This is a genomic window from Mycetohabitans sp. B8, from assembly GCF_021991875.1.
Taxonomy (GTDB): Bacteria; Pseudomonadota; Gammaproteobacteria; order Burkholderiales; family Burkholderiaceae; genus Mycetohabitans.
The window spans coordinates 122,556-147,340 of the sequence record NZ_JAHLKR010000019.1; the positions used below are offsets into that span (position 1 = coordinate 122,556).

At 62.0% G+C, this 24,785-nt stretch carries 21 protein-coding genes, 1 tRNA gene and 1 pseudogene; 15 read left to right on the forward strand and 8 right to left on the reverse strand.

Features of this window, described 5'->3' with window-relative positions; all coding sequences use genetic code 11:
- Positions 1 to 80 precede the first annotated feature (80 nt).
- The 3 genes from KQH60_RS11260 to KQH60_RS11270 form a co-directional block, all read right to left on the reverse strand.
- Positions 81 to 401 carry a multidrug efflux SMR transporter gene (locus KQH60_RS11260; protein ID WP_237576535.1) on the reverse strand — a complete coding sequence of 107 codons (321 nt, stop codon included), beginning with the start codon at positions 399 to 401 and terminating at the stop codon, positions 81 to 83.
- A gap of 153 nt (positions 402 to 554) precedes the next feature.
- Positions 555 to 1,253 carry a two-component system response regulator KdpE gene (gene kdpE, locus KQH60_RS11265; RefSeq protein ID WP_237576537.1) on the reverse strand — a complete coding sequence of 233 codons (699 nt, stop codon included), beginning with the start codon at positions 1,251 to 1,253 and terminating at the stop codon, positions 555 to 557.
- On the reverse strand, positions 1,250 to 4,054 hold the full coding sequence (locus KQH60_RS11270; protein WP_237576538.1) for a DUF4118 domain-containing protein: 2,805 nt from the start codon (positions 4,052 to 4,054) through the stop codon (positions 1,250 to 1,252). The genes kdpE and KQH60_RS11270 overlap by 4 nt, the downstream gene beginning before the upstream one ends.
- 340 nt (positions 4,055 to 4,394) lie before the next feature.
- On the opposite strand from KQH60_RS11270, the gene KQH60_RS11275 reads away from it, so the two are divergent.
- Complete coding sequence (locus tag KQH60_RS11275) at positions 4,395 to 5,750, forward strand: F-box protein (protein WP_237576540.1); 1,356 nt, start codon at positions 4,395 to 4,397, stop codon at positions 5,748 to 5,750.
- Here KQH60_RS11275 and KQH60_RS11280 read toward each other — a convergent pair.
- Positions 5,730 to 6,704, reverse strand: a complete 975-nt coding sequence (locus KQH60_RS11280) for a quinone oxidoreductase (RefSeq protein WP_237576542.1) — start codon at positions 6,702 to 6,704, stop codon at positions 5,730 to 5,732. The genes KQH60_RS11275 and KQH60_RS11280 overlap by 21 nt on opposite strands.
- Before the next feature lie 24 nt (positions 6,705 to 6,728).
- Positions 6,729 to 7,118 (reverse strand): methylglyoxal synthase, encoded by a 390-nt coding sequence (locus tag KQH60_RS11285; RefSeq protein ID WP_237576544.1) that lies wholly within the window; start codon positions 7,116 to 7,118, stop codon positions 6,729 to 6,731.
- Between the two features lie 281 nt (positions 7,119 to 7,399).
- Between KQH60_RS11285 and upp the strand changes: the two genes are divergently transcribed.
- The 14 genes from upp to KQH60_RS11350 all read left to right on the forward strand — a co-directional run bounded on the left by upp (position 7,400) and on the right by KQH60_RS11350 (position 18,456).
- Positions 7,400 to 8,050, forward strand: a complete 651-nt coding sequence (gene upp, locus KQH60_RS11290; protein ID WP_237576546.1) for a uracil phosphoribosyltransferase — start codon at positions 7,400 to 7,402, stop codon at positions 8,048 to 8,050.
- A gap of 346 nt (positions 8,051 to 8,396) precedes the next feature.
- Positions 8,397 to 9,125: a YebC/PmpR family DNA-binding transcriptional regulator gene (locus KQH60_RS11295; RefSeq protein WP_237576548.1), complete on the forward strand. Its 729-nt coding sequence runs from the start codon at positions 8,397 to 8,399 to the stop codon at positions 9,123 to 9,125.
- A gap of 41 nt (positions 9,126 to 9,166) precedes the next feature.
- Positions 9,167 to 10,441 carry a phosphoribosylamine--glycine ligase gene (gene purD, locus KQH60_RS11300; RefSeq protein WP_237576550.1) on the forward strand — a complete coding sequence of 425 codons (1,275 nt, stop codon included), beginning with the start codon at positions 9,167 to 9,169 and terminating at the stop codon, positions 10,439 to 10,441.
- A 6-nt stretch (positions 10,442 to 10,447) separates the two neighbouring features.
- On the forward strand, positions 10,448 to 11,443 hold the full coding sequence (hemF, locus tag KQH60_RS11305) for an oxygen-dependent coproporphyrinogen oxidase (RefSeq protein ID WP_237576551.1): 996 nt from the start codon (positions 10,448 to 10,450) through the stop codon (positions 11,441 to 11,443).
- Between the two features lie 44 nt (positions 11,444 to 11,487).
- On the forward strand, positions 11,488 to 12,207 hold the full coding sequence (locus KQH60_RS11310; protein WP_237576764.1) for a nicotinate-nucleotide adenylyltransferase: 720 nt from the start codon (positions 11,488 to 11,490) through the stop codon (positions 12,205 to 12,207).
- Between the two features lie 2 nt (positions 12,208 to 12,209).
- Positions 12,210 to 12,704: a ribosome silencing factor gene (gene rsfS / locus KQH60_RS11315; protein WP_237576552.1), complete on the forward strand. Its 495-nt coding sequence runs from the start codon at positions 12,210 to 12,212 to the stop codon at positions 12,702 to 12,704.
- A 42-nt stretch (positions 12,705 to 12,746) separates the two neighbouring features.
- Entirely contained in the window at positions 12,747 to 13,217 is a 471-nt protein-coding gene (gene rlmH / locus KQH60_RS11320) for a 23S rRNA (pseudouridine(1915)-N(3))-methyltransferase RlmH (protein WP_237576553.1), read from the forward strand.
- Positions 13,218 to 13,345: 128 nt separating this feature from the next.
- Entirely contained in the window at positions 13,346 to 14,008 is a 663-nt protein-coding gene (locus tag KQH60_RS11325) for a Maf family protein (RefSeq protein ID WP_237576554.1), read from the forward strand.
- Between the two features lie 3 nt (positions 14,009 to 14,011).
- Positions 14,012 to 15,481: a ribonuclease G gene (rng, locus tag KQH60_RS11330; protein WP_237576555.1), complete on the forward strand. Its 1,470-nt coding sequence runs from the start codon at positions 14,012 to 14,014 to the stop codon at positions 15,479 to 15,481.
- A gap of 17 nt (positions 15,482 to 15,498) precedes the next feature.
- On the forward strand, positions 15,499 to 15,912 hold the full coding sequence (locus KQH60_RS11335; protein ID WP_237576556.1) for a hypothetical protein: 414 nt from the start codon (positions 15,499 to 15,501) through the stop codon (positions 15,910 to 15,912).
- A gap of 231 nt (positions 15,913 to 16,143) precedes the next feature.
- The gene (locus KQH60_RS11340) at positions 16,144 to 17,559 is read left to right on the forward strand and encodes an MFS transporter (protein WP_237576765.1); all 1,416 of its coding nucleotides are present in this window, start codon (positions 16,144 to 16,146) and stop codon (positions 17,557 to 17,559) included.
- A gap of 52 nt (positions 17,560 to 17,611) precedes the next feature.
- A complete protein-coding gene (locus KQH60_RS11345; RefSeq protein ID WP_237576557.1) occupies positions 17,612 to 17,764 on the forward strand; it encodes a hypothetical protein in 153 nt (50 codons plus the stop codon).
- 241 nt (positions 17,765 to 18,005) lie between these two features.
- Positions 18,006 to 18,257, forward strand: a complete 252-nt coding sequence (locus KQH60_RS15075; RefSeq protein WP_368669344.1) for a cysteine-rich CWC family protein — start codon at positions 18,006 to 18,008, stop codon at positions 18,255 to 18,257.
- A gap of 122 nt (positions 18,258 to 18,379) precedes the next feature.
- Positions 18,380 to 18,456, forward strand: a tRNA-Met gene (locus tag KQH60_RS11350).
- Positions 18,457 to 18,545: 89 nt separating this feature from the next.
- On the opposite strand, the pseudogene KQH60_RS11355 reads toward KQH60_RS11350, so the two are convergent.
- From KQH60_RS11355 to dnaE, 3 genes and pseudogenes are all read right to left on the reverse strand, one after another.
- Positions 18,546 to 18,748, reverse strand: a pseudogene (locus KQH60_RS11355) (IS3 family transposase); the annotation flags it as partial.
- Positions 18,749 to 19,107: 359 nt separating this feature from the next.
- Positions 19,108 to 20,832, reverse strand: coding sequence for a lipid A export permease/ATP-binding protein MsbA (gene msbA, locus KQH60_RS11360; protein ID WP_237576766.1), 1,725 nt, complete (start codon positions 20,830 to 20,832; stop codon positions 19,108 to 19,110).
- Positions 20,833 to 20,911: 79 nt separating this feature from the next.
- A complete protein-coding gene (gene dnaE / locus KQH60_RS11365) occupies positions 20,912 to 24,508 on the reverse strand; it encodes a DNA polymerase III subunit alpha (RefSeq protein WP_237576558.1) in 3,597 nt (1,198 codons plus the stop codon).
- Between the last annotated feature and the right edge of the window lie 277 nt (positions 24,509 to 24,785).

Sequence of the window (24,785 nt, forward strand, 5' to 3'; positions counted from 1 at the left end):
TGCAGCGCGCGCCGCAAGCGTCAGTGTTGGATAAACCCGCAACCATTATAGCGACAGTCGCCGCGCGGGCACCGCTTCGCTCAATGGCCGGACGTCAGCTTCAAGCCGATTAGCCCAGCCAAGATCAAGACTGCACTGCCCGCCCGGGCCGGCGTCAGCACCTCGCCCATCATCACGATGCCGAACACGAATGCGCCCAGCGCACCGATGCCGGTCCACACCGCATACGCGGTGCCCAGCGGTAACTGTTTCATCGCCAGTGCCAGCAAACCGAAGCTGGCCAGCGCCGTGATCAGTGTGAAGATCGACCAGCCAGGCCGGGAAAAGCCTTCCGAGCTTTTCAGGCCGGCGGCCCATGCGACTTCGAGCAGGCCCGCAATCACTAGAAAGATCCACGCCATCGGCGACAACCTTGACGAAATGGGGGGCGTCCCCGATACGAACCGTAGCGCGCGGGCCGTCCCGCACAACGGGTTGCGTCGATTCTATCAAAGTGTCGTGCGCGCTGCCGAGCGTGGCCGTGCAGCGGCACAGCGCCGCACCACGCGAGGCCGCTACTGCACGCCGGCGAGCCGGTATCCGACACCTGTTTCGGTCACGATGTGCTCGGGCTGCGCAGGATCGCGCTCCAGCTTCTGTCGCAAATGTCCCATGTAGATGCGCAAGTAATGATGGCTCTCTACATGTGACGGCCCCCAGACGTCGCGCAGCAATTGGCGGTGCGTCAGCACGCGACCGGCATGGCGCACCAGCGTAACCAGCAGTCGGTATTCGATCGGCGTCAGATGCACCACCTCGCCATCCCGGGTCACGCGGCGTGCGCTCAGGTCCACGACGATGCCACCGAACTGTACTTGCGACGTGTCGTCCTGGCCACCGCGATTGCGCCGGCGCAACTGCGCGCGGATCCGCGCCAGCAGCTCCGACACGCCGAACGGCTTGGTTAAGTAATCGTCCGCCCCCGCATCCAGCGCGGCCACTTTCTGCTCCTCCTGGCTGCGCGCAGATAATACGATGATCGGCAGATCGGTCCATCCGCGCAATTCGCGGATCACGTCCAGGCCGTCGGTATCGGGCAGGCCCAGGTCCACGATCACCAGGTCCGCCCGGCGCGTGGCGGTCTCGACCAGCCCCTGCCGACCCGTGTCCGCGTCGAATACCGTCATGCCCTGCGCTTGCAGCGAGGTGCCTACGAAACGGCGGATTTGCTTTTCGTCCTCGATCAGGACAATTGTCACGTTCGGTTCGCTCATGATTTCGGTGTGACCTCGTCAACCGCATGCCCACTGCGCGCCGCGTCGGCATCCTGTTCCAGCGCTTCGCCGCCGCCCGGAGGGACCTCATCGGCCGACAACATGAACCAGAAGCGCGCCCCCAGCACGCGGCCTTGCGCATCAACGCGGTTTTCTGCGCCGATTCGACCACCGTGAGCGTCAACGATGGCCCGGCAGATCGCCAACCCGAGGCCGATGCCGGGCTTGGCCGATTCCTTTTCGCCGCGTGTGAACTTGTCGAACACGCGCGCTTCCATGCCCGGCGGCAGGCCGGGGCCGCAGTCCTCGACCGCTACTTTGACATAGCGGCGCGCGCCGTCCTCGACCACACTCGCATCAATCGACAATGGCGCGCCGGCCGGCGTGTACTTTGCGGCATTCTCGAACAGGTTGGCGAACAAATGCTCCATCAGCACCGGATCAAGCCACAACAGCGGCAGCTCGACCGGCACGCGCGTGTGCACCGGATGGGCGGCCAGGCTCCGGCGACATGCGGCGAGTGCGGCACCCACCATTTCCTCCAGCATCAACCACTGGCGGTTGAGCCGGACCGCGCCGGCCTGCAGCCGGGCCATGTCCAACAAGTTGGTCACCAAGCGCGTCATGCGCAGCGCCTCCTCGTGGATCGCCTCGATCAGGTCGCGCTCGGCCTGCGGCCGAGGCGACGCCCCCCCGCCCTGCTGTTCGGCGAGCATCGACGCAAAGCCGACGATGGCCGTCAGCGGCGTGCGCAGGTCGTGCGAAATAGCCGACAACAGCGCGTTGCGCAACCGCTCGGACTCCATACTGACCAACGCGTCCTGCGCAATCTCGACGTAGTGCACACGCTCCAGTGCTAGGGCGATCTGCGCGGCGAACGTATCGATCATGCGACGCTGCTCAGGCACTGCCAGGTCTTCAAAGCGCGCCACCACCAGTGCCAGCACGCCGCGCGTGCGCATCGGCGCCTTCAGCGGCAGATAGAGCGCGTCAGCGGCTGGCAATGTGTCGGTGCCGTGCCCGGCCGGCTTTTGCTGGTCGTAAACCCATTGCGCGATATCGATATCGAGTGCCGGCGGCTGCAGCATGATCGCCGGGTCCGGCTCCTCGACCTTCTGCCTGACTTTGTCATTGCTGTCCGGCAACAAGATCGACACGTGCGCCTGGAACACTTCTGCGACATGCCGGATGCCGATTTCGAGTATCTGGCCGGCGGTCAGCGCCGCACCCAACTCTCGCGTCATCGCGTACATCGCACTGGTGCGCCGCTCGCGCAGCGTCGCGATACGCGCCTGCCGGCGCAGGCTCGACGTCAGATGGCTGATCGTCAGCGACGTGAGCAGCATCACAGCGAATGTCAACAGGTATTGCGTGTCGGACACCGACAGCGATATACGCGGTGGCACGAAGAAAAAGTCGAACGACGCGACGCTGAGAAACGACATCAGCACGCCCGGACCGCGCCCCAGCCTTGCGGCGGCAAAGATCACACCGAGCAGATACAGCATGGCCAGGTTCGCCAGATCAATCCGGTGCAGCAGTTCGGTCGCCACCACCGTGATACCGGCACTGATCGCCGCCGCATACGCGTAGTGACGCAGCTTCGAGTGGCGCTCGCCACCCAGCGACGACGCGAAGCTGCGCACGTCGCTGCGTGCACCGCGCCGCTCATGCGCGCGGCCGGCACCCACCAGCGTCACGTCGATATCGAACGCCGATTGCAGCAACCGCTCGCCGATTGACGGGGCAAACCAGCGTCGTGTGCGCGGCACGCCGGCGACGAGCCTAGACACGTTGCGCATCCTCGCATAAGCAAGCAGCGTGCGAGCCGCGTCGGGCCCATCCAGCGTCACCGTTTCGGCGCCGAGTTCGGCAGCCAATTTCAACGCATCGAGTGTGCGCTTTCGGACGGCGTCCGGCAGCCGTTGCAGCTTCGGCGTCTCGACATAGACCGCCAGCCAATCCGCCTTTAAGCTTGCCGCGAGCCGCGCAGCCGCGCGCACCAGCATCGCGCTCTCCAAACCCGGACCGACACACGCGATGATCCGCTCGCGCGCATGCCAAACGCGCTCAATCGACTGATCCGCACGGTATTCGCGCATCTGCGCATCCACCCGATCCGCAGTGCGCCGCAACGCGAGTTCCCGCAACGCGATCAGGTTGCCCTTGCGAAAGAAATGGCGTACCGCGTGCTCTGCCTGCTGTGGCAGATAGACCTTGCCGTCACGCAAGCGCGCGAGCAGTTCGTCTGCGGGCAGATCCACCAGCGTGACCTCGTCCGCCAGATCGAATATTCGGTCCGGGACCGTTTCCCATACGCGAATACCAGTGATCTGGCCAACCACATCGTTCAGGCTTTCGAGATGCTGGACGTTGAGCGTCGTGTAGACGTCGATCCCGGCATCCAGCAGTTCCTGCACATCCTGCCAACGCTTCATGTGGCGTGCGCCGGGCACGTTCGAATGCGCCAACTCGTCGACCAGGATCAACTGTGGCCTGCGTGCCAGCGCCGCGTTCAGATCAAATTCTGGCAACACCTTGCCGCGATACGGATAACGGGCAGCGGGAATCGACGGCATGCCATCGAGCAGCGCCACCGTTTCCCTGCGTCCGTGAGTTTCCGCCACGCCGACCACGACGTCCACGCCTTCATCGCGGCATCGTCGTGCCGCCTGCAGCATCACGAACGTCTTGCCCACGCCCGCCGACGCGCCGAAAAAAATTTTCAGCTTGCCGCGCTGTTTTTTTTCCTCCTCGCGTTGTAGCTTGTCGAGCAATTCGTCAGGATCGGGGCGTTCCATTCACGTATTGAAAGTCCAAAGCAGGCCGCGCCTGCGTGCGGGCTCCAGTATGCCCGAGCCCGGGAACCGGAGACGATCTTTCACGCGAAGCCGACCCGGCACAAGCGTGGCTGCATGACGCGCGGGTGTGCCCCAAAACGCATCCACGCGAAACAGGCGGCGCAAAATCATGTCAGTGTACGCTCACAATATGGCTGATATGATCGCCTCATCCGCCAAGTCCCGTCTGCTTATCAACGGCCACAGACACGCGCGGCGGCCGTTGCGGTTCAATTAAGGCTCACTGTTTATAGACGCCCCCCGCGAGCCCATCGCGATTGCCTGGTACTAGGAGAGATCAATGGACACCGCCGATGCAAACGTTTCGGTCGCAGCCCTCGAAGCCGCTTTATCCGTGACACGAGAGGAACGACAGCATCAACCGATGCACGACCCCGGGTCGGCGTCGCTGACTCATGCACGCCTGCAACCCCGCACGGATGCAACAGGCACGCGAGCGGCCACCTATTGCGACTTGCCCGACGAGTTGATCGCCCAAATCAGCCGCTATTTGGACACCCGCGACCTTTGCCGCCTGTCGATGGTCGAGCGGCGCACCCATGCCGTACTGCGCGAGCAGGTTCTATCCAAGCGCCATGCCCATCACGCCCAAACCGTATTCAACGCCGCCGACGTACAAGCGCTACTGGTACAGATCGAGCATGACATCGTCGAGCAGCCTGGGCTGCGCATCCTCCCGATCTTGACGCTATTGACGCAACTGCTGCGCCAAAACTTTCCCAAGCACGAGCAAGCGGCAGCCTTCGAATCGGTATTCACCGCTGCCGCGGGACTGCCTGCCGCGGGTTATGCGATCGGTAGGACCGTCGTGACCACGTTGAAATACCTTGATCCAAGTGCTCGCGCCAACGCGTACGAATCCTGTTACACGCAGGTGTGGCAGCGCCATCTGATGCCGTCGCACTATGGGTTCGCCCTCGCATCGCAATTGCACGTGCTGCCGCGCGAACGGTTCATCCAGCGATACGATGAATTCATTGCATGGATTCCGCAGCTTGACACGGCCGAGCGAGCGGCGCTGATCAGTGCGCTCGCGGTCCAATTGCCAGCATTCGTGCACGGATTCAATGTACGCGACGCAGCAACGCTGCATCAAGCCACGCAGTGGTACCGCACGCTACGGCAAGCGCTGTTGAGCCTTCCACCGTCCGACCAGGGCCAGGTGACGGCGGCACTGTGTGTCGCCTTGCCTACGTTGGGCCGTCAGACAAGTATCGCGGAATATGGGCAGATTCGACAGATCGCGATGTCGCTACCGCAACCGGCGATGACCGAAGCGTGGCTCGGGCTGCTCCGGGCATTGCCGATGTTCCCAGCGGAGCTGCAGCCGGCACAGTTGTACTCGCTGTACGCGATGATCGAGCGCTGGCCGTCGCAGTACGCTACGTTCGCCGCGCAGACGCTGCTGGAAACCGTCCCGGCGTTGCACGTCGACACGCGAGCGGTGGCCTGGCACAAGGCAGTCATGCTGCTACCGTCCAACGCGAGCGAGCGAGCCGAGCATGTCATCCAGCATGCGCTCGACCAGATTGCGTTCCTGCGCGCCGATGAACGCAGTGCGGCACGTGTCGCGATCGCACGCATCATCGATGCCGGTGACAATGCCGATATGGCGTTAGGGCAGCAAGATCGATGAGCCGGTCGTGCGCCGGCCCTCCAGATCCCGATGTGCATCGGCCGCGTCGCGCAACGCGTAACGCTGGCGGATACCGATCCGCACCCACCCGCGCTGCACGACGTCGAACAGCTCGCCCGAGATCTGAAGCAGGTCTTCGCGTTTCGCGATGTGCGTAAACAGCGTCGGACGCGTGAAGTACAACGAGCCGTGGTTCGCCAGGTCGGCCGCATTGATCGGCGGCAGCGGGCCGCTCGCATTGCCAAAGCTGACGAACACGCCGAACGGCGCAAGACAGTCGAGCGAGCCGGCATAAGTGTCCTTGCCGATCGAGTCATAGACTACTGGCACGCCGCGGCACGCCGTGATCTCCTTGACCCGCTGCGCGAAATCCTCGCGCGTGTAGACGATAGGGTGGTCACAGCCATTGGCTTTCGCCAGCATAGCTTTCTCATCCGAGCCGACGGTGCCGATCACCGTCGCGCCAAGCGCCTTCGCCCACTGGCACAAGATTAACCCAACGCCGCCTGCGGCCGCGTGCACGAGGATCGTGTCGCCGGCCTTCACGCGGTACGTGCGCCGAAGCAGGTACTGCGCCGTCATGCCTTGCAGCATCATGGCCGCCCCCTGCTCGTACGAGATCGACTGCGGCAGCTTGACCACGCTGGAGGCGGCGATCACACGCTCCTGCGCATAGGCGCCAGGCGGGCGCGCCGCATAGGCGATACGTTCACCCGGCGCGAAATCGGTGACGCCGGGGCCGACGTCGACCACTTCACCAGCGGCCTCCATGCCTAGGCCCGCGGGCAGCGGCTGCGGATACAGGCCGGTGCGAAAATACACATCGATGAAGTTTAGGCCGACCGCGTGGTGGCGCACGCGGATCTCGCCCACGCCGGGTGCCGGCACGTCGACGTCAACCCACTGCAGCACCTGCGGTCCGCCGGTGCGCTCAAAACGAATGGCTTGGGTCATCGTGGCTCCTGGTGGCAAATCGATTCAGGCCGGCGCATCCAGCCGCTGCGCGAGCCGCTCAAGGATCATCCGTGCCGTGGACATGTTCGTCGCGCACGGCACGTTGTGCACGTCGCATGCGCGCACGAGCGCGTTGATATCCGGCTCGTGCGGCTGCGGCGTCATCGGGTCGCGCAGGAAAATCACCATGTCGATGCGACCTTCGGCCAGCTCCGCGCCGATCTGCAGGTCGCCCCCATGCGGGCCCGACAGCTTGCACTGCACCGGCAAGCCATGCCGGTGCGCGATGCGTGAGCCGGTCGTGCCTGTTGCCACGAGTTCGCAGCGACTGAGCACATGCACATATTCGCCGCACAGCGTGACGATGTCGTCTTTCTTGTGATCGTGCGCGATCAACGCGATACGGGTGGTCATGGGCGCTGTCCTCCTGTGGATGCTTCGAACGGGATCGGCGATGCGCACGCGTCAGAACGTGCCAGGCAGGGTACGCGCCGCCCCGTGCGGCTATGCCGGCTGGGGCGGCCACGCGCGGCCATGCCCCACGTTCGCCGGCCAAGCGCCGATTGTATTGGAATCGGCTGCATCGCGTTGATGCGCGCTGCCGCGTGGACGATTACCTTGGGATTGGCGCCAATATTTGAGTAAACTGGGTTGGTATGACGCTTCACCGTCGTCCGCGCCACCCTCCCGCCGCCATGAAACAAGACAGCCGATTCCCGAACCTCTTCATCCTCAATCATCCACTGATCCAGCACAAGCTCTCGCACATGCGCGACCGGGATACCTCCACGCGCACCTTCCGCGAGTTGCTGCGGGAAATCACGCTGCTGATGGGCTATGAGATCACCCGCGATCTGCCGCTGACCACGCGTCGCATCGCCACGCCGCTGGTCGAAATCGACGCGCCGGTGATCGCCGGACGCAAGCTGGCGGTCGTGCCGGTGCTACGCGCCGGCGTGGGCATGTCCGATGGGCTGCTGGAGTTGATTCCGTCGGCACGCGTTGGCCATATCGGCGTATACCGGGCAGACGACCATCGTCCGGTCGAATACCTGGTGCGGCTGCCCGATCTGGAGGAGCGCACGTTCATCCTGTGCGACCCGATGGTGGCGAGCGGCTACTCGGCAGTGCACGCGGTCAACGTGCTGAAGCGCCGCGGCGTGCGAGGCGCCAATATCCTGTTCCTCTCCCTTGTCGCGGCGCCTGAAGGGGTGCAGGTATTCACACACGCACACCCGGACGTGAAATTGTATGTCGCGGCGCTGGACTCACACTTGGATGGACACGCGTACATCGTACCGGGCCTAGGCGACGCGGGCGACCGGCTGTTCGGCACCAAGAACTAGGGACGCCTGCAGCCAAGCCGGAGAGCGAGCAGGAGAGCGCAGCCGCAGAAGCGGGCAGGGAGCGGAGCCGGAAGGCAGGTAGGAAAGCGGATCACGACATGGGGTCGGAAGCCACATTGCGGCCGCACGGCTTGTAGGCGTAGCCGGCATGCTAAAATTGCGCCTTCCCGTCGAACGCCCTTGCCGCGCCGCCCCTCGCGCGCGAATGCGACGCGCGCACGGCGGGCAACAGGGCGCGCGACGTACGCCGTCGTCCCGATGGCGCCACGCGCCAGGGCCTTCGCCACGACACATCGATATTTGAACGAATGATGCGCGCGTTGCGTGCGCGGTCGGAGAAACCATCATGGCTGGTCACTCGAAATGGGCCAACATCAAGCATAAGAAAGCCGCGGCAGATGCCAAGCGCGGCAAGGTCTGGACGCGGTTGATCAAGGAAATCACCGTGGCGGCGCGGCTGGGCGGCGGCGATGCCGGATCGAACCCGCGCCTGCGGCTGGCGATCGACAAAGCAACCGACGCCAACATGCCAAAGGACAATGTTAATCGCGCGATCCAGCGCGGTGTAGGTGGCATCGAAGGCGCGAACTACGAGGAAATCCGCTACGAGGGGTACGGCATCGGCGGTGCGGCAATCATCGTCGACACAATGACCGACAACCGCACGCGCACCGTCGCCGAAGTGCGCCACGCGTTCTCCAAGCACGGCGGCAATCTGGGCACCGACGGCTCGGTCGCCTTCCTGTTCGATCATGTCGGTCAGTTCCTGTTCTCACCCGGCACGCCGGAGGACACACTGATGGAGGCGGCGCTGGAGGCCGGCGCCGATGACGTGACGGCCAATGACGACGGCAGCATCGAGGTAGTGTGCCCGCCGAACGACTTCGCGCAGGTCAAAGCCGCGCTCGAGGCCGCGGGCTTCAAGGCGGAACTCGCCGAGGTCACGATGAAACCACAAACCGAGGTGGAGTTCACGGGCGACGACGCAGTCAAGATGCAAAAGCTGCTCGACGCGCTGGAAAACCTCGACGATGTGCAGGCGGTTTACACGAACGCGGTCATCGCCGACCAGTAACGGCTCGCGCAGAAGATTTTTTAGCTCTTTCGGGGATTTCCATGAAGGTATTGGTCGTCGGCTCCGGCGGTCGCGAACACGCACTCGGGTGGAAGCTCGCCCAATCGCCGCGTGTCACCGCGGTTTACGTGGCGCCGGGCAATGGTGGCACGGCGCTGCAGGAGCGCCTGCACAACGTCGATATCACCGACCTGCACGCACTGGCCGACTTCGCCGAGTGCGAGCAGATCGCATTCACCGTGGTCGGGCCCGAGGCACCACTCGCGGCAGGCATCGTCAACTTATTCCGCTCGCGCGGCCTGAAGATCTTCGGGCCGACCCGCGAGGCGGCGAAGCTTGAGAGCTCGAAGGACTTCGCCAAGTCGTTCATGAAGCGCCACGGCATTCCGACCGCCGAATACGAGACGTTCTCCGACGTGGCAGCGGCGCACGCGTACGCCGAGGCAAAGGGGGCACCGATCGTGATCAAGGCGGACGGACTCGCGGCCGGTAAAGGCGTGGTGGTCGCGCAGACGCTGGATGAAGCGCACCGCGCGATCGAGATGATGCTCGCCGACAATAAACTCGGCGACGCGGGCGCGCGCGTGGTCATCGAGGAATACCTGCAAGGCGAGGAAGCCAGCTTCATCGTGATGGTCGACGGCAAGCACGTGCTCGCGTTGGCGTCGAGCCAAGACCACAAGCGCTTGCTCGACAGCGATCAAGGCCCGAACACCGGTGGCATGGGGGCCTACTCGCCGGCACCGATCATCACGCCACAATTGCACGCACGCGTGATGCGCGAGATCATCCTGCCGACCGTGCGCGGCATGGAGCACGAAGGCCTGCGCTATACCGGCTTCCTGTATGCTGGGTTGATGATCGACGCACAAGGCAACCCGAAGACGCTCGAGTTCAATTGCCGAATGGGCGACCCGGAGACGCAGCCGATCATGGCGCGGCTCAAGGGCGACTTCGCGCGTGTCGTCGAGCATGCGCTCGCCGGTACGCTGGACACCGTCGAACTCGAATGGGACCGGCGCACGGCGCTGGGTGTCGTGCTCGCAGCACACCAGTATCCGGACGCGCCGCGCAAGGGAGACCGCATCGATGGCATTCCGGCGCAGACCGAAACGGCTGTCACATTCCACGCGGGCACCGCGCTGATCGACGGCAAGCTGGTCACCTCGGGCGGACGCGTGCTGTGCGTGGTCGGGTTGGCCGACTCGGTGCGCGAGGCACAGTCGATCGCCTATGAGACGATCCATCATATTCAATTCGATGGCATGCAATATCGCCGCGACATCGGTCACCGCGCCCTGAACCGCAAGCACTAATCCGCAATGAGTTGTCCGTTCGATCTTGCCCCCCCGTCCTCCGATCCAGCGTCGGCCAGCGCGCCGGCGCACAGCGCAGCCGCCTGCGGGCTTGGTGATCTGGCACCGGTGCGCGACTATCTGCTCGCGCTGCAGCGCCATATCGCCGATACGCTGGGCCAACTCGACGGCAAGCCATTCGACACGCATACGTGGCGCCGTGAGCCAAGTGATACGCTGCAAGGGGACGGCTGCTCGCGCGTGATCGAGGACGGCGAATGCTTCGAGCGCGGTGTGGTCGGCTTCTCGCACGTGAGCGGCGCCGCCTTGCCGCCATCGGCCAGCGCCGCCCGTCCGCAACTGGCCGGGCGCGGCTTCGAGGCGATGGGGGTATCGCTGGTGCTCCATCCGCGCAATCCCTATTGCCCGACCGTGCACATGAATGTGCGGCTGTTTGTCGCAACCCACCCGGACGAAGCGCCGGTGTTCTGGTACGGTGGTGGTATGGACCTGACGCCGTACTACGGGTTCGAGGAGGACGCGCGGCATTTCCATTTGACATGCCGTGACGCACTGGCTCCGTTCGGCGACGAGTTGTATCCGCGCTTCAAGCGATGGTGCGACGAGTACTTCTACTTGAAGCACCGTGGGGAACCACGCGGCATCGGCGGCATTTTTTACGATGACCTAGCGGAGTTGGGATTCGCGCGTGGCTTTGAGATGACACGCAACGTCGGGGACGGTTTGCTCACCGCCTATCTGCCGATCATCGAGCGGCGACGCGCGATGCCTTATGGCGAGCGCGAACGGGATTTCCAGGCCTACCGGCGCGGCCGCTACGTCGAGTTCAATCTTGTCTTCGACCGCGGCACACTGTTCGGCCTGCAAAGTGGCGGGCGGACCGAGTCCATTATGATGTCGATGCCCCCGGTGGCAAAATGGCGCTACGATTGGCATCCGGACGCCGGCTCACCCGAGGCCCGGCTATATCGCGATTTTCTGGTGGTGCGCGACTGGATTTAAGCCGTGACGGCCGCCACCCGATCGCATTGTGTAAGGACGCAGACCTGAGTTCGCCGAACCCATCATCGCCGGACGCCATCGGCGCGTGGGCCGCACCCGTGCGGCCTACGCGGGTCGGCATCCTGGGCGGCACGTTCGACCCGATCCACGTCGGCCACTTGGCGCTTGCGCGCCGGTTTGCCGAATTGCTCGAGTTGACCGAACTCGTGCTGCTGCCAGCGGGGCAACCGTGGCAAAAGAGCGACGTATCGTGCGCGCAGCACCGGCTCGCGATGACCCGCCTTGCGGCGGCGTCGCTGGCACTGCCTGCCACGCGGGTGAGCGTCGCGACCGATGAAATCGATCATCCCGGCCCAACGTACACGACTGAGACGCTGGCCGCATGGCGCGCTCGCCATGGTGCAGCGGCATCGTTGACGTTATTGATTGGGGCCGACCAACTGGTCCGTCTGCATACGTGGAAAAACTGGCGCCAACTATTTGAATTCGCCCATGTCGGTGTCGCGACGCGTCCCGGATTCGATCTATCGCAGGCAGACGCCACGGTGCTTGGCGAAATCGGGCGCCGCAGCGCGTCGGCCGACACGCTGCGTGCGACGACCCACGGCCATGTGCTGCTCGATACGACGCTGTCGCTGGGCGTCTCGGCCACGGACGTGCGACGATGGCTGCGCGAACGGGCGTGTGGCCACCTCGAGGAAGTCGCCAGCGTGCCCGACGCGGTCTGGCAGTACATCCATCAACATCATCTGTATCAGACATAAACATGGATATCTGCACATTGCAACGCGTTATCATCGACGCACTCGAAGACGTCAAGGCGCAGGACATCCGCGTCTTCAACACCCATCATCTGACCGAGCTGTTCGACCGCGTGGTCGTGGCAAGCGGCACCTCGAACCGGCAAACCAAGGCATTGGCCAACAGTGTGCGCGAAAAGGTCAAAGCGAGCGGCGGTGACATCGTCAGCACCGAAGGCGAGGACACCGGCGAATGGGTGCTGGTTGACTGCGGTGACGCGGTCGTGCACATCATGCAGCCCACGCTGCGCCAATACTATCGACTCGAGGAAATCTGGGGGGACAAGCCGGTGCGCGTGAAGCTCGGCGGCCAGGCCGGATCGGCCACGCCGGCACCGAATGGCGGGCATGATGACAGCTCGGACGATGATGCGCCGCAAGACGATGCCGGCTCGGCCCGCAGCCCGCGCACGGCGGCAGGGCCGGCACGCAAGACAGCGACCCGGTCGCGCCGGGCCTGACGACGTGATGCATATGGCGGCGGCCGCGCCCGATTCATCGGCATGAAGCTCCATATTGTCGCAGTCGGACACCGGATGCCTGACTGGATCGCGCGCGGCTTTGACGAATACGTGAAGCGCATGCCGTCCGAGTTGCGCATCGAGTTGCGGGAAGTCAAGCCGGAACAGCGTGCTTTGGGACGCCCGGCAAGCAGCGTGATGGCGGCCGAGCGAGCGCGCATCGAAGCGGCACTGCCCAAGGGCTCGCGGCTCGTCGCGCTGGATGAGCATGGCCGCGACTGGACCACGATGCAGCTCGCGCAATACCTGCCGCGCTGGCAGCAGGACGGCCGCGACGTGGCGTTTGTGATCGGTGGCGCAGACGGGCTCGATCCGGCTATCAAGGCACAGGCCGACCTGCTGCTGCGGCTCTCCAGTATGACGTTGCCGCACGCGCTGGTGCGCGTGTTGCTGGCGGAACAGCTTTACCGCGCGTGGAGCATCACGCAAAATCATCCCTACCATCGGGCATAACGGTACCGCCCGACGCGTCGGCTTGCCTGCTCCGGTCCGCGCCAGCAGGCGCCACGGCCCTTCCCGTCCAGGTAATCATGTCCCTCGTTCCATCACTTAACCCATCGTCGCCAGCCGCATCGGCACACGTGACATCCGGCGCGGCCGGCTCCTCCGGCCCCGCACCGCACCATTCGTTCGTTTACCTCGCATCACAAAGCCCCCGTCGCCAGGCGCTGCTGGGCCAGATCGGCGTACGCTTCGAACTGCTGCTCGCCGAGCCCCACGAAGACGCCGAGGCACTGGAAGCCGAACGACCTGGCGAATCCCCGCAGGACTACGTCATGCGCGTGACGCTCGCCAAGGCAACGGCCGCCTGCGCGCGCCGGGACCGGCTGTTGACAGGCACGCGCGATGCGACACCGGCACCGATCCTGGTGGCGGACACCACCGTTGCGCTCGGTGACGAAATCCTGGGCAAGCCGAGCGACGCCGATCACGCGCTGCGCATGCTCAAGCGCCTGGCCGGCCGCGAGCACCAGGTATTGACCGCTGTCGCGCTGGTCGATGCCAGCGGCGCCCTCACCCGTGCTCTGTCCATGTCGCGCGTGCGGTTTGCCGCGACGGACGAGGCATCGCTTGCACGCTACGTGCGTAGCGGCGAGCCCTTTGGCAAAGCAGGCGCCTACGGCATACAAGGCAGGGCCGCCGAGTTCATTGAGCAGATCGACGGGTCCTATTCAGGTATCATGGGCCTCCCCCTTTTCGAGACCGCCGCGCTGCTGCGCGCGGCCCGTGTGACGTTCCAATAAATCATGAACGAAGAAATTCTGATCAACGTCACCCCGCAGGAAACCCGCGTCGCGATCATCCAGCAAGGCGCGGTACAAGAGCTTCATGTCGAGAGAACGCTGTCACGCGGCCGCGTCGGCAATATCTATCTCGGCAAAGTCGTGCGTGTGCTGCCCGGCATGCAATCGGCATTCATCGATATCGGGCTGGAGCGCGCCGCGTTTTTGCACGTGGCCGACATCTGGCATCCCCGGCTGGCGCCGGATGCGGCAGTCAGCGCGCCGCAGCAACCGATCGAGAAGATTGTCTTCGAAGGGCAAACGTTGATGGTCCAGGTAGTCAAGGACCCGATCGGCACCAAGGGCGCACGCCTGTCCACCCAGATCAGCATTGCCGGGCGAACGCTCGTCTATTTGCCACAGGAGCCGCACATCGGCATCTCGCAGAAGATCGAGAGCGAGGTGGAACGCGAAGCGGTCCGTGCCCGGCTAACGTCGGTGCTTCCGGTCGACGAAAAGGGCGGCTATATCGTGCGTACGATCGCCGAGGATGCGTCCAGTGAGGCGCTGTCCAACGACGTCGCTTACCTGCGCAAGACATGGGCCACAATCCAAGCCCAGGCGACGCGGATGCCGCCAACGACACTGCTGTACCAGGACCTGAACCTGGCGCAGCGCGTATTGCGCGACTTCGTCAACGACGATACGACACGGATCCAGGTTGACTCCCGCGAAACATCGCAGATGCTCGTCGAGTTCGCCAATGAATTCACGCCGGCTGTCGCCGCCAAGCTGCATCACTATACTGGCGAGCGCCCGCTATTCGATCTGTACAACATCGAAACCGAGATCCTGCGCGCGCTGTCCCGCCGCGTCGACTTGAAGTCTGGCGGCTACCTGATGATCGACCAGACCGAGGCGATGACGACGATCGACGTCAACACGGGGGGCTACGTCGGCGCGCGTAACTTCGACGACACGATCTTCAAAACTAATCTCGAGGCCACCCATACGATTGCACGGCAATTGCGGCTGCGCAATCTCGGCGGCATCATTATCATCGACTTCATCGACATGGAGAATGGCGAGCATCGCGATGCGGTACTGGGCGAGTTGAAAAAGGCACTCAGCCGAGACCGCACACGCGTCACTGTCAACGGCTTCTCGCAGCTCGGTCTGGTCGAGATGACCCGCAAGCGCACGCGCGAATCGCTTGCGCATCTGCTGTGCGAACCCTGCCCAGTATGCCAAAGCAAGGGACAGGTCAAGACGGCACGCACGGTGTGCTACGACATCCTTCGGGAAATCCTGCGCGAGTCCAGGCAGTTCAATCCCCGCGAGTTCCGCGTCGTGGCGGCGCAACAGGTGATCGACCTGTTCCTCGAAGAGGAATCGCAGCATCTGGCGATGCTGTGTGACTTCATCGGCAAGCCCGTGTCGCTGCAGGTCGAGTCGAATTTAAGCCAGGAGCAGTACGACATCGTGTTGATGTAGGGTGCCCTTCAGCGCGAATGCGCTCTCTACTCCGGCGTGACGGTCTTGGCGCCGGAACCATTCAATTCAACGGCCTGATCGCCCTTACCCAGTTGCACAGCATTCGCTCCGAGACGGCCAGTCTGCGGGTCCTCACGCTGACGCTTTGCCCGCCCTCGACTCGCCGCACGGCCGTCGCCGGGGACCCCTCCGCGCACGTCTGCCTAGGCAATCTGAACATTGCTTTTTGCCTTCCTTTAGAGCGGCTTCATACGCGAGCTGCTGCAAGCCAGATTTCGGCAGCAGCGCACAACAACGGTATAGCTGCACGGCTGCAATGCAATGCCATTCGTTATGGAAATCAGCAATCCTACTTATATTCCATTGATGAGATATATTTTTTACCACCAAAAACAACCATTAATCAACATCCGCTCACACCTTCCATTTGATGAGTTATGCATATTTTTCATAACATGTTATAGAGGTCGCCCACGTGGCAATAAAATTCCTATGTACCCAAAAAAGCAAATCATGTAGACTATTTTCTACCCTGAGAGTACGTTTGTTAAGCAACCATTTTTGCATACCCTCTCTTGTCAAGCAACGTAAACTCCGGGATAGAGATAATAGGAATAGAGCGGCCTCGTATTTTTGAAATCTCATTGCACCATAAAACCGCCATGCGAAGTGAAAAAGCATTGACAGTACTACTGTGGATTGTGGGAACCGGGTTCTTTATGCAGACCCTTGATTCTACTGTGTTGAATACTGCCCTTCCGGAGATAGCGAACAATCTCGGTAGACATCCATTGCATATGCAACCGGTCGTATTTGCTTACTCGGTGGCGATGGTTATGGTCATCCCAGCTTCCGGCTGGCTGGCGGATCGTCTAGGTATACGGCGTATCTTTCTAATAGCTGTTGCGCTTTTTACAGTAGGCTCAATCGGTTGTGCGATCTCGCGCACCTTAGACGAATTGGTGATGGCACGGGTCGTTCAAGGTTTGGGTGGCGGAATATTGCTGCCCGCTGGACGACTGGCCATTTTAAGAACGCATTCTCCAAGCCAGTACTTGCATGCATTGAGCTTTGTGGCAATACCCGGGCTCCTTGGTTCGGCCCTGGGACCAGCGTTCGGTGGCTGGATCGTATCTGTTGCTTCCTGGCGATGGATTTTCTGGATTAATGTACCGATTGGTACAATGATCTTCATAGCCGCTCAGATAGCCATCCCAAATATCAAGCTATCGGTACAGCGCTTTGACCTGAAGGGATATATGCTGTTTGCAGCATGCGTGCTGACGCTTTTATTAGCCCTCAATGGCTTGGCGAACCACCATCTGTCCTTTACCGTCGTTTTGGTATTACTGGGAATCAGCTTGGTAACATTGATTGCCTATGGTCGATATGCGGCGCATACGAATCATCCGATTTTTCCTTCTAGCCTGTTCGCGGTACGCACCTATCGTATAGGTCTGCTCGGCAATGGGCTGACACGTATGGGGGGAGATGCGCTACCTTATATGATTCCGTTGCTATTACAGCTAGGCCTGGGTTACGCCCCTTATGAGGCCGGCTTGATGATGCTGTCTATGGCCCTGGCTGCCATGGGAGCCAAGCGGTTTATTAACCCGCTCATCACAAACTATGGTTACCGTCGTGTCCTGGCTGGTAATAGCTTGCTGATAGCCAGCCTAATCGTGAGTTTTTCATTGGTTTCGCCAGAGCAACCGGTTTGGCTTCGTGTAGTCCAGTTGGCTGCTTTGGGTGGATTTTATTCAATACAAGCGACCGCAATGAGTGCGGCCACACTTAAGGACTTAGTTGGCATAGGCGCCAGCAGTGGAAATGGTTTATTTGCGACCGTTCAAATGCTCGCCATGAGCCTGGGTGTCACTGTCGCGAGTATTTTATTGAACCTTTTTCAGTCACTGTTCACCATTCAGGCAAGCGATAGTTTATTGCCCACCTTTAAAGCTACTTTTATTTGCGTCGGGCTTATCACCGCAGGTTCAGCCTGCATATTTTGGCAGCTTATGCCCAATAGAACAGTCAATGCGGCGCCGTGTTGCTCAACGAATAAAGGGGCCTCTTAGAAAACGGATACCAAGCGCCACAAGTTTTCTCCGTAAGTCCTTCAGAAAAGACATGGCCCAACCTCACGGCGCGTCATTATTCGAGCGGCTCATCGCCCCGATGCTCCGGCACTTTGGTCCAATCGACAGGCTGACGCAGGGCGCGCGCACTGTCGACGATCTGAAGAGCGAAGCTTGGATCATTGCAGAGGAAATCGAGAGGTGACACGGCGTCACGTTGAAGCCTGAAAACGCTGAACTGCCGGGGGCAATTCTTATAAGATACCCGTCCAGCAACGCATTGACTAGGGGCCACATTATCCGTGGATCACTAGTGATTACCCTACAATACGGCATCGTGTTGAAGTAGCCGCACCTGGCTTCACCGGAAGTACAACTATCGCATGAAGCCCGCGAACTGCTTAAATGGGTCCAGGCCGAGTGTCGATGAACTGAATGGGGGAAAAATGGGACAACGGTGCTCGTGCTGCGGCGAAGCATTCGTTTGCGGGGCGGACGATCCCGGCCGCCCATGCTGGTGCGCGAACTTGCCGCCGTTGCCTGCCCGCGCGCTGGATTCCGAGCAGGACTGCTTGTGCTCTAGCTGCTTGGTGAACAAACTTGCACGCATGCCGGTTGACGCCACCGCGCCGGACGGGCCGGACCGTGCGAACCCAGTCTGCCACAGCCGAGACTGCACCGGCTCAGGGGCCTCCTAAGGCAGCCACGCGCCCGTCCTGATACGGTCGCTGGCGCAAGCGTCGTCACGATGGCATGCGCATTGATCATCTAACCATTTGACCTACTCGTTAGACCCCGCTATAATTCTTTTCTTTCCAGACGCGGGGTGGAGCAGTCTGGCAGCTCGTCGGGCTCATAACCCGAAGGTCGTAGGTTCAAATCCTACCCCCGCAACCAAAATTCGCAAAAGGCACGATTGCGCAGCGAATCTGTGCCTTAATTACCTTTCTCCGTTGTCTGACGAATCTCATAGCATCAGGGAATGATGCGGCTACACGTTGTTGAGCCGCGGACCTGTTCTTCTCGAACATCATGGGGCTGCTGTAATCGCGCGTCGAGTGTCATCGATGCACGCGTGCGACCTTCAGCGAACTGCAAATACTTTCAATTGGCGCATTATCCCAGCATCGCCTCGCCAACTCGGCGATGAACACATACCGTATGCTTGTAATGGCTCCTTGAGCAAGTTGTGCCCGACCTTTGTCACACGCAACTCGCCGCGCTTGGCAATCAGTACGGCGTGTTCTTCGGCGGTAATCAATGCGGGTACCCATCCCGACCTTTGTGCTGGTCGAAGATCAATCGGGTCCTGGCCTCTTCAGACTCGCTTATTTGTCAGCCATCTGCAGCGCCTTCGTCGAACGCACGCTTCCAATCGCGGACGATAGCGAAGTTTCGAATACCGAAGCAAGCTGCAGCTTGCCGATAGGAAAGCGCCTCCTCCCGCATACAGGACTCCATTCGCGAAAGCATAGTCGCCCACCGTCCAACTCCGCAGGATCGGTTCAAAATGTATTTGGGCACAATTCGAGCGTGTAGCGCGCACCGCTACGCCGTCCCCTGCTGGTACTGAATCCGATGCAGGTTCGCATACAGACCGTTGCGGTGCAACAACGCCGCGTGCGTCCCCTCCTCGACGATCCGGCCACCCTCGAGCACAAGAATGCGATCGGCGCGTTCAATCGTCGACAATCGGTGCGCGATCACCAGCGTGGTTCGTCCACGCATCAGCACCTCGAGCGCCGCTTGCACATGGCGCTCCGACTCCGAATCGAGTGCCGACGTCGCCTCATCGAGGATCAAGATCGGCGCATCCTTGTAGATCGCGCGTGCAATCGCGAGCCGTTGCCGCTGTCCGCCGGACAGTCGCATGCCATTGTCGCCAACCAGCGTATCGATCCCCGCCGGCATCAACGCGACCGCCTCCGTGAGGCTGGCTGCGCGTAGCGCAGCATCGACGCGATCGCGGTTCACAGGCTGCCCATAGGCGACATTGGCCGCGATCGTATCGTTGAACAGCACGACATCCTGACTGACGAATGCGATCTGCTTGCGCAGGTCCGGCAATCGATATTCGGGCAACGGCACGCCGTCGATCAACACGCGCCCGGCGGTTGGATCGAAGAAGCGGGGCAACAGGTTCACCAGCGTGGTCTTACCGCTGCCAGAGGGCCCGGCCAACGCCACCATTTCACCCGGCGCAATCTTCAACGAGATGTCGTCGAGCGTCGGCCGCTGCGTTGCTCCATAGTCGAAGCTCACATGCTCAAATTCGACACTGCCAGTCGCACGATCGAGTTTCCGTTCGCCACCGGCATTCTCCACCGGCTCGTCAATCAGGCCGAAAATCAGCTCGGCGGCCGTCATGCCACGCGTCAACGGTTGGTTGACGTCAATCAAGTGCTTCAATGGCGAAATCACGAGCAGCATCGACGTGACGAACGCGACGAATCCGCCGACCGTCGTCTGATCGTTCGCCGATTGGATCACGGCAATCGTAATCACCACCGCCAAAGCGACCGATGCGAGGAACTGTGTCAGCGGCTGAGCCAGGCCCCCGGAAATCGTCACCCGCATTGCATAACCACGCAGGCGCCGGCTCATATGTGTGAAACGGCCCATTTCGTACGGTTCGCCGTTGTGCACCTTGACGACCTTGTAGCCGCCGACCGTCTCCTCGACGATGTACGACAGCTGGTTAGTCAGCATCTGCTGCTCACGATTGAGCCGACGCAAACGCCGGTTGATCTTGCTGACCAGCCAGCCGATCGCCGGCAGGATCACCGCAACGATCAACGTCAACCGCCAATTCAAGTAGAACAGATAGCCGAGCAGGAACACCACCGTCAACGAATCGCGCACGAGCGTGACCAGCACGTTCGTCAACACGTTGAGCACCTGGTTCACCTCGAATACGATCGCATTGATGATCGTGCTGGCCGTCTCGCGCTGGAAGAAAGCGGCCGGTGCGCGCAGCATCGTCTGGAACATCTGCAACCGCAGGTCCAACAAAGCGCGGTTCAACACGTAGGACAGCAGGTAGCCGGACGCGTACTGTGCAAGCCCGCGACCCAGCGCGAGCCCGATGATCGCCACCGGAACATACCAGCGGACCGACGAACTCGGGTCCTTCGTGCCGAAACCCTTGTCGATCAACGGTTTGAGCAACGCCGGAATGCCCGCCTCGGCCGCCGCCACCCCCCCCATCGATACGATCGCGAGCACGACAGCCCACCAGTACGGCCGCACGATCTGGCCAATGCGGGCCAGCACATCGACGTGCGCGACGGGCTTGGCCACGCTGCTGGCCACGCTGTTCTCGGGTGTAGTCAAGTCAATCCTTTCGGTGGTGTCAGCGCTGCGGATACTGGATCTCGACAGCGCCCGCGCTGAATTCGGCGCGCAGCAGGTTGAGAAGGTCATCGCTGGGCCTCACACGCCACGCGTCGCCCAGCGTCGAGTCGCATTGCGCGCCCATGCCCTGATAGCGGATTCGGACCCGCAAACCGCCCGGCTCCGGGCCGCCACGCGCGTCGCCGTTGCGACGCCCGCTTCCGCCATCGCCCGCTGGGCCACGCGTTGGGCCACCGGCATGGCGCGCTCGGCCCGACATGCCGGTGGCCACCGGCATCTGTTCGGACTGCGCAGTTGCCGCCAGCCGGTGGGGTTCGAGCAAATCACGCAACCGCCTCGGGTCCGCATTGCCATTGATCGACAACAGTAGTGCGTCCGCATAGCGGCGGCGCGCGCGTTCCAGGTCCATGACAATGTCGACGGTGAAGCGAATGCCGCCGGTAAAGCTGTCGTTGCGCGCCTGCCCTTGCACGACCAGCAGTTCGTCTTCTTTGAAGAGCGCGCGATTCGCGTCGTAGATCTCGTTGAAGACCGTGACCTCGCATTGGCCAGTGCCATCATCGAGTACCGCGACCAGCATCTTGCCGCGTTGCGTCATCTGCGTGCGCATCGCAGTGATCACGCCGGCGATCACCTTGTCGCGCCCTTCCTTCAACGCCCCAATTTTCTGGCGCACGAAGCGTCGCACTTCGTCCTTGTATGCGTCGAACAAATGCCCGGAAATATAGAAGCCGAGCGCCGCTTTCTCTTCCTGCAGCTTGCGCTTCTCGGTCCACGCCGGCTCGTCGACGAGCTCATGCTGATGGCCGCTCGAGCCATCGGGCATGTCGAACAGACCGCCCTGCAGTGCATTGGCGCTCGCCTGCTCGGCCGCCTCCATCGCCAGCGGCACCGACGCGAGCAGTTGCGCCCGGTTCTCGTGTAGCGAATCGAATGCGCCAGCCCGGATCAGCGCTTCGATCGTGCGGCGATTCACAATGCGGCGATCAACGCGCTCGCAGAAGTCAAACAGGTCGCTGAACGGCTGCGACTCGCGGGCCCGTAGGATTTCCTCGATCGCGTTCTGCCCACTACCCTTGATCGCGCCCAGGCCGTAGCGGATTGTCTTCGAACGCTTGCCCGGCGCATCGGCCACCGGCTCGAAGCGGTAGGCCGACTGATTGATGTCCGGCGGCAGCACCGTCAGATGGTTCGCGATGCAGTCCTCAAAAAGGACCTTCACCTTGTCGGTGTCATCCATCGCGAGCGACATGTTGGCCGCCATGAATTCGGCCGGATGATGCACCTTGAGCCACGCGGTGTAATACGCGAGCAGTGCGTACGCCGCCGCGTGCGACTTGTTGAAGCCGTAGCCGGCAAACTTCTCCATCAAGTCGAAGATCTCGTCGGCCTTTTCCGCGCTCAAGCCATTCTTGGCCGCCCCTTCACGGAACAGCTCGCGATGCTTGGCCATCTCCTCAGGCTTTTTCTTGCCCATCGCGCGACGCAGCAAGTCCGCGCCGCCAAGCGAATAACCGCCGATGATCTGCGCCATCTGCATCACCTGCTCCTGATAGACCATGATGCCATAGGTCTCCTTCAGGACAGGCTCGACGCGGGGATCCGGATATTCGACCGTTTCCCGTCCATGCTTACGCGCGCAAAAGCTCGGAATCAGATCCATCGGGCCCGGCCGATACAGCGCGACCAGCGCGATGATGTCCTCAAAGCGATCGGGCTGCGCATCCTTGAGCATGCCTTGCATGCCGCGGCTTTCCAACTGGAACACCGCCACCGTATTGGCGTTCTTCAGGATCGTAAACGACGCGGGGTCGTCCAGCGGCACCTGCGCGAGCGACCAGTTCTGCTTGGACGGGTCCAGTCGCCGGATGTAGCGCTCGGCCCAGTCGAGGATCGTGAGCGTGGTCAACCCGAGAAAGTCGAACTTGACGAGCCCGACGGCCTCGACGTCATCCTTGTCGTACTGGCTGACGACGCCACCGTCGTCGCCCTGCGTGTACAGCGGACAAAAATCAGTGAGCTTGCCCGGCGCGATCAGCACGCCACCGGCGTGCATACCGACGTTGCGCGTCAACCCTTCGACGCGTTGCGCAAGTTCGAGCAACTGGCGCACCTCGTCTTCGTTGTCGAATCGCTCCTGCAGCTGCGGCTCCTCCTTCATCGCGTCGGCAATAGTCACATGCTTGCCGGGCTTGAACGGAATCAGCTTCGCGACACCATCGGTGAAGTTGTAACCCAAGTCCAGCACGCGGCCGATGTCGCGCACCGCAGCCTTTGCTGCCATCGTGCCAAACGTGGCGATCTGCGACACCGCATCGGCACCATACTTGCTCTTCACATACTGGATCACGCGATCGCGGCCATCCTGGCAGAAGTCGATGTCGAAGTCCGGCATCGAGACACGCTCAGGATTGAGAAATCGCTCGAACAGCAGGTTGTAGCGCAACGGATCCAGATCCGTGATCCCGAGCGCGAACGCCACCAGCGAACCGGCGCCTGACCCCCGCCCTGGCCCCACCGGCACTCCGTTGTTCTTAGCCCAGTTGATGAAGTCCGCGACGATCAGGAAGTAACCCGGAAAACCCATCTTGATGATGGTGTCGCACTCGAACGCCAGCCGCTCTTGATACGTCTGGCGTTGTGCGTCCCGTTGCACCGCGTCCGGAAACAGCTGCTCGAGGCGCTGCTCGAGTCCCGCCTTGGACAATTGAACGAGGTAATCGTCCAGCGACATGCCGTCCGGTGTCGGGAACAACGGCAGCTTGGGCTTGCCCAGTTCGAGCGTCAGGTTGCAGCGCTTGGCGATTTCCACCGTGTTGGCCAGCGCCGACGGGATATCGGCAAACAGCTCGCACATCTGCTGCTGCGTGAAAAAGTACTGGTCCGTTGAAAACCGCTTCGCGCGTCTCGGGTTGGCTAATATGTCGCCTTCGGAGATACACACGCGCGCTTCGTGCGCGGTGAAGTCCTCCGGCGTCATGAACTGCACCGGATGCGTCGCCACTACGGGCAGCCTCAACTGCGCAGCAAGCTCCACCGCCTGCTGTACATAAGCTTCGACACCCGGTTGCCGCATCCGCTGCAGCTCGATGTAAAACGCATTCGGGAAGATCGCCGCCCAACGCTGCGCATGGCGTGCGGCCGCCTGCACATTGCCCGCGGCCAGCGCGATGCCGATGTCGCCGTGTTGCGCGCCGGACAACGCCAGCAGGCCTTCGGCAAGGCCCGTTTCGAGCCACTGGCAGTCAACCTCGGCCCGGCCGCGGTACTGGTTTGTCAACCACGCGCGGCTGAGCAACTCGCACAGGTTCAGATAGCCACGCCGGTCCTTGACGAGCAATAGCAGCCGTGCTGGCTTATCCCGATCGTCGGGGTTCGAGATCCAGACGTCGGCGCCAAAGATCGGCTTGACGCCGTGCGCGCGAGCCGCCTTGTAAAAACGCACCAGACCGAACGCGTTGGCGAGATCGGTCAGTGCAAGTGCGCCTTGCCCGTCTTCCGCTGCCCGCTCGACCGCGTCGTCAAGACGCACGATGCCGTCGGCAATGGAAAACTCGGAGTGAACGCGCAGATGGACGAAGCGTGGATCAGACATACAGGTATTTTACCTTGCGGGGAGCAACACCGGCCGTCATGCTGCAGCGCCGGCCCTCACGACAGCATACCGGTCTGCACCAGGCGGCCCAGTCGGCGAGACGGACGATGTGAGCAAGACGGCCTATATGAATAAGCGCGACCGCTCGCTGGTCAACCGGCCGATGCGGTCCGGGCAACGGATCGGCGATAATACAACCCTATGGCGCCGGTGCCATCTCGGTCGACGGGCAAGCCAAGCGCCCTCCTGTCCATGGTCGCCGCACGGCCACATTGAT